An 8999-nucleotide genomic window follows, 5' to 3' on the forward strand; every position below is an offset into this window, starting at 1 on the left:
GTGGCTGCCGACGAGGTGCACCTCGGCGGGCAGCCGGGAGAGGATGGCGAGGTCCCGCAGGGCACGCCCGGAGATCACCGCGGTGGTGGTCTCGTGCAGCGCCGCCAACGACCGCAGCGCGCCGACGGATTCGGGGCGGGCGCGGGCGTCCTCCGGTTGGGTCGTGATCGGCGCCAGCGTCCCGTCGTAGTCGCAGGCGACCAGCAGGCGCGGCGTCCTGGCGATCTGCACTATCGCGCGCCGCAGCTCAGCAGGCAGGGCCTCAGCCGTCAACACTCCTCCTTCAGGGGAGCTACACAGTCGATCCGGGGGACGTCAGGAAGCCGTTTCGGTCCCGAGCGCGTCGAGGAACGAGCGTGCCCACCTGTCCACGTCGTGCGTCAGGACCTGACGGCGCAAGGCGCGCATCCGGCGCCGCCCTTCCGCCGGGTCGAGAGTAATAGCTTGTTCGAGGGCGTTCTTCACCCCGTCCAGGTCGTGCGGGTTGACCAGGAAGGCGCTGTTCAGCTCGGCCGCCGCACCGGCGAACTCGGAGAGCACGAGCGCACCGCCGAGGTCGTGGCGGGCGGCGACGTACTCCTTGCAGACCAGGTTCATCCCGTCCCGCAGGGGGGTGACCACCATGACGTCCGCGGCGGCGAAGAACGCGGCCAGCTCCGAGCGGTTCACCGACTGGTGCAGATAGTGCACCACCGGTCTGCCGACGCGGGCGAACTCGCCGTTGATCCGGCCCACCATCTGTTCGATGTCGCTGCGCATGCGCTGGTAGTGCTCGACGCGCTCGCGGCTCGGCGTGGCGAGCTGGACGAACGTGACGTCCTCGGGTTTGACCCGCCCTTCCTGCAGGAGTTCGTGGAAGGCCTGCAGCCGCAGGTCGATGCCCTTGGTGTAGTCGAGGCGGTCGACGCCGAGCAGCACGGTCCGCGGGTCACCGAGCTCGTGCCGCACCTCGACGGCCCGCTCGGTGACGGCGCGGCTGCGGGACAGCGTGTCCAACCCGGCCGCGTCGATCGAGATGGGGAACGCGCCGACCCGCACGGTGCGGTCGCCGACCTGCACCATGCCGGGCCGGGACCGCACCCCGACCGACCCGCGGCTGGGTTCCAGCCCGATCAGCTGGCGGGCCAGCCAGAGGAAGTTCTGCGCACCCCCGGGTCGGTGGAATCCGACGAGGTCGGCCCCGATCAGCCCGCGCACGATCTCGGCCCGCCACGGCAGCTGCATGAACAGCTCCACCGGGGGGAACGGGATGTGCAGGAAGAACCCGATCCGCAGGTCGGGGCGCAGTTCCCGGAGCATCGTGGGCACCAGCTGTAGCTGGTAGTCCTGTACCCACACCGTCGCGCCCTCGCCCGCCACGGCGGCGGCGGCCTCGGCGAACCGCCGGTTCACCCGGACGTAGCTCTCCCACCAGCTCCGGTCGAACACGGGCCGGGCCACCACGTCGTGGTACAGCGGCCAGAGCGTGGCGTTGGAGAAGCCCTCGTAGTAGTCGCGGACGTCGGTCGAGGTCAGCATCACCGGGTGCAGGATCAGGCCGTCGTCGGTGAACTCCTCCACCTCGACGTCCGGGACGCCGGGCCAGCCGACCCACGCGCCCTTGCGGGAGCGCAGGAACGGTTCCAGCGCGGACACGAGCCCACCGGGGCTCTGTGTCCAGCGCTGGGTTCCGTCGGAGGCGCGTTCGAGGTCGACCGGCAGACGGTTGGCCACGACGACGAACTCGGCCCGGGCGTGCGACTCGGCGTTTCCGGCGGGTGACATGGTTCAAACAGTATCGCGCGGCCGCTACTCCAGCGGGCGGCCAGTGTTCAGCGGGCCCGCCATCCGGGGTCCCGCCAGTTTGCGTTCGAGCCTGCTCAACCCGGTGCGGACGGGTTGCGCGAGGAACTCCCCGAGCACCACGCCCGCGGCCAGCGCCAGGCCGATCGCGGCCGCCGTCATCAGTCCGGTGATGGTGCCGTTGTCGATCAGTTCGGACATGCCCCGGTAGGTGGCGAACCCGGGCAGCAGCGGGGTGATGCCGGAGACCGCGACCACCAGCGGCGTCACCTTCAGCCGCCGGGCGAGGACACCTCCACCGAGGCCGACGAGCGTGGTGGCGAAGGCCGCGCCGATGATCGGGTTGTACCCGAGGACGCTCAGGATCCCGTATCCGGTGGCACCCACCGCACCCGCGACCGCGGCGACCAGCAGGGGACGGATCTTCGAGTAGGACGCCAGCGCGAAGCAGGCCGCCGCCCCCGTGCCCGCGAACATCATGATGTGCAGTTCGCCGACGGCGGTGGAGGGCGCGATCGGGTCCGGTGCCCGGGTCGCGCCGAACTGGATCGCGATGCTGATCCCGGCGGCGACCCCGGTGATCAGCCCGGCGCTCATCAGCACGACCTCCAGCATCCGCCCGGCCGCGGTGACGTAGTACCCGGTGATGGCGTCCTGCACCGCCGACACGGTGGACAGTCCGGACAGCAGCACGGTCAACGCGGCGGCCACCACGAGCGTGGGTCTCTGCAGTTCGAGGAAGTCCAGGTTGACGATCACCATGGCCGACAGGGTGGCGACGAACCCACCCGCGACCTGCTGGAAGAAGAACGGCAGGGAGTACCGGTTCAGCACGCGCCCCACCCGGTCCACCACGGAACTGATCAGGAACGCGGTGATCGGCGCCCAGGTGCCCCAGCCGCCGAGCAGCAGGGTGATGAACGCGGCCATACCGCCCCAGGCCAGGGTGGAGACCCAACGCGGGTAGGGGTGCTTGGCCGTGGTGAGCCGGTGCAGCTCGGTGTAGGCGTCCTCGGTGCTGATCCGGTTGTGGATCAGGCGTTGCACGAGCCGCTCGGTCTCCGACAGCCGCGTGTAGTCGAGGCTGCGGGAGCGGACGACGCGCAACACGGTCACCGGGGGCAGGTCACTGCCCCGCAGACAGCTCACCGTGACGGAGGTGAAGATGACGTCGACCTCGCACCGCGGCAGACCCAGGGCGCGGGTCAACGTCAGGATGGTGGCGGTGACGTCGGAGGCACCCGCTCCGTTCGCCATCTGGACCTCACCGATCCGGGTGACGAGGTCGAGCACCATGTGCACGGTCGCCTCGTCCGGGAGCTCCGGTCCGATGGCCCCTTCCGGTGCCGGCTGGACGGCGGGCAGTTCCCCGGTCGGGGCCTCCAGAACCTGCCAGGCCCGTTGCCGGGTCCTGCCGCCGCGCTGCTGCCGTGGCGAGCGCTTCTCGGTGTGCTCCTCGGCCGGTGCTTCCAGGATCTGCCACGCGTGCCGGCGCTTGGGTGCCGCCGCACGAGCGCGCGGCCTGAGCTTCATTTCCACCTCCTCGCGGGATCCCCGAAAGAACATCGGCCGCTTGTCACCGGCCGTTGCACACCGACGGTCGTGCCCTATACCACATTGTTGTAGTACGGTGACCCGTACCGAATGTAGTCGCTGCCAAACCGTTGAGCAGGGTCGTCCCGGGTGGTGGGCGGCCACTGTGGCGGAGATCGCGGCGGATATAGTTGGGGTGGAGCCCCCGTCGTCACGGGAGGCGTCCGGCCGGTATAGCTCAGTTGGTAGAGCGTCTGTCTTGTAAACAGAAGGTCAGGGGTTCGAGCCCCCTTGCCGGCTCAGTATCGGACAGCCGACGCCATGATCGGAAGTCCCCGGAGGTGCGGCGTGCGTCCGGTTCGTCACCATCGGTACCCGACCGCCCGGGCGGTCCTCAGTCCGCCCGGGCGCGGGCACCGTCCAGGGTCGCGGCGGTGCTGCCGGTCGGCACCACCACGTGCAGCGCGTTGCGCTCGATCGTGAACAGCGTCGGGGTGGTCCCGGCGATCTCACCGTCCACGGTGACGTCCGACGGCGGGTCCGTGCTCAGCCGCACCCGCCGGGTCGTCAGGTAGTGCACGTTGTCGTGCCGCACGAAGGTGCCGTCCCGCAGCCGGCGGGCGATCGTCACGTGCTCCGGCAGGCTGCCGCGCACGATGGCGACGAGGTCGAGTTCGTGGTCGTCGATGCCCGCGGTGGGCGAGATGGCGTTACCCCCGCCGTAGTAGCGGCCGTTGCCGACCGTGACCTGGAGCAGGTCGTCGAGGTCCACCGGCTCGTGGTCGCCGTCCGGGAACTCCAGCCGGGCCCGGAACGGCCGGTGCTGCCGGTACGCGCGGGCGGTGGCCACCGGGTAGGCCAGCGGACCGAGGAACTTCTTCAGCCGCGCGGTCAACGCCTCGGTCACGCCCACGGCCAGGCCCACCGAGGCGACGTTGAGCAGGGGTTCACCGTCCACCCGCCCCACGTCCACGTCCACGACCCTGCCTTCGGCCAGTGCGTGACAGGCGGTGACCGGGTCGGCGGGTACGTGCAGGGTCCGGGCGAAGTCGTTCGCGGTGCCCAGCGGCAGGATGCCCAGGGTGCGGTCGGTGCCCGCGAGCAGCCCCGCGGCGGTGCTGAGCGTGCCGTCGCCCCCGCCGACCACGATCAGGTCGTGGTCGGCGTCGATCACCTGCCGCAGGGTGGGTTCCATCTCGGCCCCGTCGGTGACCGCGTGCGTGGTCACCACGGGCAGTCCCGTGCGCGCCAGCCTGCGCACGACCGGGCCGTAGTGCTCCGCTCCACGCCGGGAGCCGGTGTTGACGACGACCGCGACGCGCCGGGCCTCTGCCGCTTCCCGCAACATGACCCGAGACTATGCCCGGTCGTGTACGGCGGCGGTGTGGCGTGTTCCGGCCCGGGTCGGTCGCCCCCTGTGCCCGGCCCGGCACCCCGGGAGAGGGGCGGTCCGGAAGAAGCGTCGAAGTCCGGCAAACCACGAAAATCCGGTCACCGCAACGCGGCGAACTCGGCGCCGGGGTCACGTACAGTCGGATTCGTCGCCGTTGTGCCGAGGAGTTCGATGTGGACACGGCAGTGAACCGACAGACCCCGGACCGGGTGCCGGGCCAGTCCCGCCGTCGGAACGACCGATCCTGCGACCGTCCTCCCGACTGGGCGGCGGTGCGGTTCATCCAGGATTCCTCCCACCAGCTCGCGCTGTCGCTGAACGTGCGCCGCACGATGCTCCGCGCGCTGCGCCTGGCCGTGCCCTACCTCGGGGACTGGGCGATGGTCGCGGTGTTCGACGACATGGGGGCGTGGGTCGTCGGCGGGGCGGAGGAGGCGTCGGGGGACGCGTCCGTCGCCCCCGTGCCCGTCGGCAGGCTCGACCCGGGCAGTGCCCTGCCCCGGATCAAACGCGTGGGCCACACGGAGCTGCGCACCGCGCGGGACGACGATCTGCACGCCGTGCTGCGGGATCTCGTCCCGCTGGAATCGCTCCGGGAGCAGGCGGAGAGTTTCGAACCGTCGAGCGTGCTCGCGGTGGGGCTGGACAGCGGTGGCACCACGAACGGTGTGCTGGTCACCGTCACCGGCCCCGACCGTGCCTACACCGACGGTGAGGTGCGGCTGACCGAGGAGTTCGGGCGTCGGGTCGCCGTCGCGGTGCAGTCGGCGAAGCTGTACGAGGAGCGGGCGGAGATGGCGGAGGCGCTGCAGGAGACCCTGCGGCCGCCCGAGTTGCCGCAGTACCCGGAAGTCCGGATGGCGGCGCGGTACCGCTCGTCCTCCGAACGCACCGACATCGGCGGCGACTTCTACGACGTCCACGGCGCCGCGGACGACTTCACCGCGGTGATCGGGGACGTGTGCGGCAAGGGCATCCGGGCCGCGATGCTCACCGGCCTGGCGCGGCAGACGATCAAGACGGCCGCACACATCGACCGGTCACCGTCCCGCGTGCTGCTCACGTTGAACGAGGTGCTGCGCACCCAGCCGGAGAAGCGCTTCGTCAGTCTCGCCTGCGTCCGGCTGCGCCGGGGGCGGGACGACGGGGACCTGCTCGCCACCCTGGCCGTGGCCGGGCATCCACCGCCGCTGGTGTTGCGCCGCGACGGCACCGTGGACGAACCGGACGCGCGCGGCACGGTGGCGGGCATCGTCCCGAATCTGTCCTACGACGAGGTGGATTTCCGGCTCGCCCCGGGGGAGACGCTGCTGCTCTACACCGACGGGGTGGACGAGGCGCGGGGCCCGTACGGGTTCTTCGGCGCCGACCGGCTGCGGCGCCTGCTGCCGCACTACGCGGGCGCGAGCCCGGCGACGGTGTGCGAGGCGGTCGAGCAGCACGTGGTCGAGCACATCGGCGGCGAGGGCCACGACGACATCGCGGTGTTGGCGATCCGGAACGAGAGCTGACCGTGACGCGGGCGGTGTCGGGCGCGGGTGCGACGGACCTGACGGAGCTGGTGCGGCCGTTGGAGCGGGCGCTGGTAATGGGCGACACCGCGAAGGCCACCGCGATGGCCGAACAGGTGCTCGACGAGGGGACCGACCCGGTGGCCGTGCTGTCCGGGTTGCTGGCGCCGATCCAACACCGGATCGGCGAGCGCTGGCAGCGTGGTGAGTGGTCGGTGGCGCAGGAACACATCGCCACCGGCGTCTCGGTGGCGGTCACCGAGTGCGTCGCCCAGCGGGTGCGGCGGTGGTACCCGGTGACCCGGGGGCGCATCGTGGTCGGCTGCCCGGAACGCGAGTGGCACGCGCTGCCCGCGTTGATGGTGGGCACCGCGCTGCGCAGGCAGGGGTGGGAGGTGACCTACCTGGGCGCGGCCACCCCGGCGGAGCGGCTGTCGTCGTACCTGCAGAAGCTCGACCCGGTCGCGGTGGCGGTGAGCACCTCGTTGGCGGGCGGTCTGCCGCACGCCCGCCGCTTCATCGAGGCCGCGACGACGGTGGGCGTCCCGGTCATCGCGGGCGGGGCCGCGTTCGGGCCGGACGACGCCCGGGCCCGCGCCCTCGGCGCGACCGCGTGGGCGGCGAGCCCGCAGGAGGCGTTCGCACTGCTCGAACACCTGCCGACCACGGTCGACCCGGTCGAGCCGCTGCCCGCGGAACCGTTGGCCGAGCAACGCGCCCTGGAACTGACCCACCACCGGCTCGTCGAGCGGGTGGTGCAGCGGTGGCGCCCCGACGCCGTGGAGGTCCCGTCGGGTTCCCCCGGAGGCACCGACGTGGAGAGCGACCTGGCCTCCGTGCTGCACGACTGTGTCGAGCAACCGTTGCGCACCCTGCAGGGCGCGCTGATCACCGGGGACGACCGGCTCGTGCGCGAGGTCGCCGACTGGGCGCGCACGGTGCTCGTCGAACGGCAAATCAACGACGGGGCCTTCGCCGACCTCGGCGCCGAACTCGCCGCCGTGCTGGACGACCTGCCACGGGCGCGGTCCCTGCTGGAACGTCACTGGGCCGCGTGACCCGTCCGGGCCCGGCGGGCGTCGCGAGGCCACGCCCCCGAGGTCGGGTCGCGGCTGACGGACGCCCCGGATATCACGCTTCGTGAACAGAATTGGGTCGAGTAGTACCTGAACGTGTCCGCACGGAACCGCACGAGCGCGTTACCGTTGGTGGTACAGATCACAGGATCAGCGCTCGGTAGGGAGGCTGACGTGGAGATCATCGGTCGAGCACGGTGGGGCGCGCGGTATCCGGACGGTTTCCGGAACGCGCCACTGCCCGCCTCGGAGGTGTGGCTGCACCACTCGGTGACCCCGGCGCCGGAGTGGAACGTCGCCGACGAGGCCGCCGCGGTCCGCCGCCTCGAACAGATCGGCCAGGAACGGTTCGGCGGCGGAATCAGCTACACGTTCGTGGTGCCCCCGTCCGGGCGGGTCTTCGAGGGGCACAGTGTGCACCGCCAGGGCGCGCACACCGGCGGGCGCAACGACATCTCGCGGGCCATCTGTCTGATCGGCAACTATGAACGGCGGCGGGTGAGCAGGCAGCAGGTCGACGCGGTGGCCGCGCTGCTCCGGCACGGCCACGCGCGGGGCTGGTGGCGGCAGGCCCGGCTCACCGGGGGCCACCGGGACGCCCCGGGCGCCTCCACGCTGTGCCCCGGCCGATACGCGCAGGCACGCATCGCAGAAATCAACCGTTCGGCACAGGAGGACGACATGCCCAGCTCCGACGAGGTCGCCCGGGCCGTGTGGACCCACTGGATCTACAACCGCAGGCTCAAGCGCCGCGAGTACTCCGAGACCCTGTTGGGCAGCTCCGAGGACCGCATCATCCGGCAGCAGATCGCGCCGCTGCGCGGCGAGGTCGCCGCCATCCGCAACCTGGTCGAACAGCTCGTCGCCGGCGGGGAGGTGGACAACACCGCCGTCGAGGAGGCCGCCCGCCGGGGTGTCCGGCGCGCACTGGACGAGAGCGAGGCCGAGGCCGAGGCCGACCCGGTGGCGGCCGAACGCTACGACGCGGCCTCCGCCTACGACGTCCCGGAGCCGACGGAATCACCGGAGTCACCGCCACCGGCGCCCCCGGACCCGTCGGCCACGGCCGGGGAGGGCGACCGGACCACGGCCTGAACCCGGGCACCCCGTCCGTGGTGGTTCAGGACCCGGGCGGGGTGTCCGGGAGTCCGGCGAGCAGGTCGCGCACGCCGGGCACGGCCGGGTGGTGTTCCCCGTGTTCGCCCAGCAGGTCGTCGAGCAGGGTGGTCAGCGTGCGCCGGGCCTCGTCGCGGCGGCCCGCGCCGAGCTGCCACAACCCGATCCGCCTGCGCAGCTCGATGGGGCGCGGGTCGGACGGTCCGAACACCCGCTCCTCGTCCCCGCGCAGCCGGTGGGCGACGTCCAGTGCCGTCGTCGTGTGCCCGAGTCGGGCGTGGCACTCGGCGTACTGCACGCGGCAGCGGAACACGAGTTCGGTGTCCGGGCCGTCCCGCGCGGTGAGGTCGTCGATCAACGCCTCGTACGCCGGGGCGGCCGTGCGGTAGTCGCCGCCCTCGAACAGGACGTTGGCCCACTCCAGGCGGACGTTCACCACGTCCGGGTCGGCGGCGCCGAACGTGGCGACCGCGTCCGCGGCGGTGGCGTCGAGGATCTCCGCGGCCTCCCGGTAGCGCGCCTGGGTGGCCAGGTCCCCGGCGTCGGCCCGCGCCCGGTCCAGGTCGTCCCGGGTGACCGTGCGCGCCG

Annotated in this window: 7 protein-coding genes, 1 tRNA gene and 1 pseudogene; 4 read left to right on the forward strand and 5 right to left on the reverse strand. The window is 72.0% G+C overall.

Features of this window, described 5'->3' with window-relative positions:
• The 3 genes from ACTIR_RS23780 to ACTIR_RS0116180 all read right to left on the reverse strand — a co-directional run.
• Positions 1-273: trehalose-phosphatase (locus ACTIR_RS23780; RefSeq protein ID WP_324607103.1), on the reverse strand; the 273-nt coding region annotated here is incomplete at its 3' end.
• Between the two features lie 42 nt (positions 274-315).
• The gene (locus ACTIR_RS0116175) at positions 316-1764 is read right to left on the reverse strand and encodes an alpha,alpha-trehalose-phosphate synthase (UDP-forming) (RefSeq protein WP_026455067.1); all 1449 of its coding nucleotides are present in this window, start codon (positions 1762-1764) and stop codon (positions 316-318) included.
• A 24-nt stretch (positions 1765-1788) separates the two neighbouring features.
• Positions 1789-3315, reverse strand: coding sequence for a threonine/serine exporter family protein (locus ACTIR_RS0116180; RefSeq protein ID WP_026455068.1), 1527 nt, complete (start codon positions 3313-3315; stop codon positions 1789-1791).
• 227 nt (positions 3316-3542) lie between these two features.
• Here ACTIR_RS0116180 and ACTIR_RS0116185 point away from each other — a divergent pair.
• A tRNA-Thr gene (locus tag ACTIR_RS0116185) sits at positions 3543-3615 on the forward strand.
• A gap of 94 nt (positions 3616-3709) precedes the next feature.
• On the opposite strand, the gene ACTIR_RS0116190 is transcribed toward ACTIR_RS0116185, so the two are convergent.
• Entirely contained in the window at positions 3710-4663 is a 954-nt protein-coding gene (locus ACTIR_RS0116190) for a lipid kinase (protein WP_084789569.1), read from the reverse strand.
• Positions 4664-4881: 218 nt separating this feature from the next.
• On the opposite strand from ACTIR_RS0116190, the gene ACTIR_RS0116195 reads away from it, so the two are divergent.
• The 3 genes from ACTIR_RS0116195 to ACTIR_RS0116205 all read left to right on the forward strand — a co-directional run bounded on the left by ACTIR_RS0116195 (position 4882) and on the right by ACTIR_RS0116205 (position 8390).
• Positions 4882-6219, forward strand: coding sequence for a PP2C family protein-serine/threonine phosphatase (locus ACTIR_RS0116195; RefSeq protein ID WP_026455070.1), 1338 nt, complete (start codon positions 4882-4884; stop codon positions 6217-6219).
• A gap of 2 nt (positions 6220-6221) precedes the next feature.
• The gene (locus tag ACTIR_RS0116200; protein WP_026455071.1) at positions 6222-7277 is read left to right on the forward strand and encodes a cobalamin B12-binding domain-containing protein; all 1056 of its coding nucleotides are present in this window, start codon (positions 6222-6224) and stop codon (positions 7275-7277) included.
• 192 nt (positions 7278-7469) lie between these two features.
• Positions 7470-8390, forward strand: coding sequence for an N-acetylmuramoyl-L-alanine amidase (locus ACTIR_RS0116205; protein WP_026455072.1), 921 nt, complete (start codon positions 7470-7472; stop codon positions 8388-8390).
• A 25-nt stretch (positions 8391-8415) separates the two neighbouring features.
• Here the strand turns inward: ACTIR_RS0116205 and ACTIR_RS23785 are convergent.
• Positions 8416-8999 (reverse strand): annotated as a pseudogene (locus ACTIR_RS23785) (serine/threonine protein kinase); the annotation flags it as partial.

Origin of the sequence: Saccharomonospora iraqiensis subsp. iraqiensis (assembly GCF_000430445.1) — a bacterium.
Classification (GTDB): domain Bacteria; phylum Actinomycetota; class Actinomycetes; order Mycobacteriales; family Pseudonocardiaceae; genus Saccharomonospora; species Saccharomonospora iraqiensis.

Excerpts from the sequence above, each read along its gene's own strand:
- ACTIR_RS0116180 (WP_026455068.1), bottom strand. The coding sequence starts at position 3,315 with ATGAAGCTCAGGCCGCGCGCTCGTGCGGCGGCACCCAAGCGCCGGCAC.
- ACTIR_RS0116175 (WP_026455067.1), bottom strand. The coding sequence starts at position 1,764 with ATGTCACCCGCCGGAAACGCCGAGTCGCACGCCCGGGCCGAGTTCGTC.
- ACTIR_RS0116190 (WP_084789569.1), bottom strand. The coding sequence starts at position 4,663 with ATGTTGCGGGAAGCGGCAGAGGCCCGGCGCGTCGCGGTCGTCGTCAAC.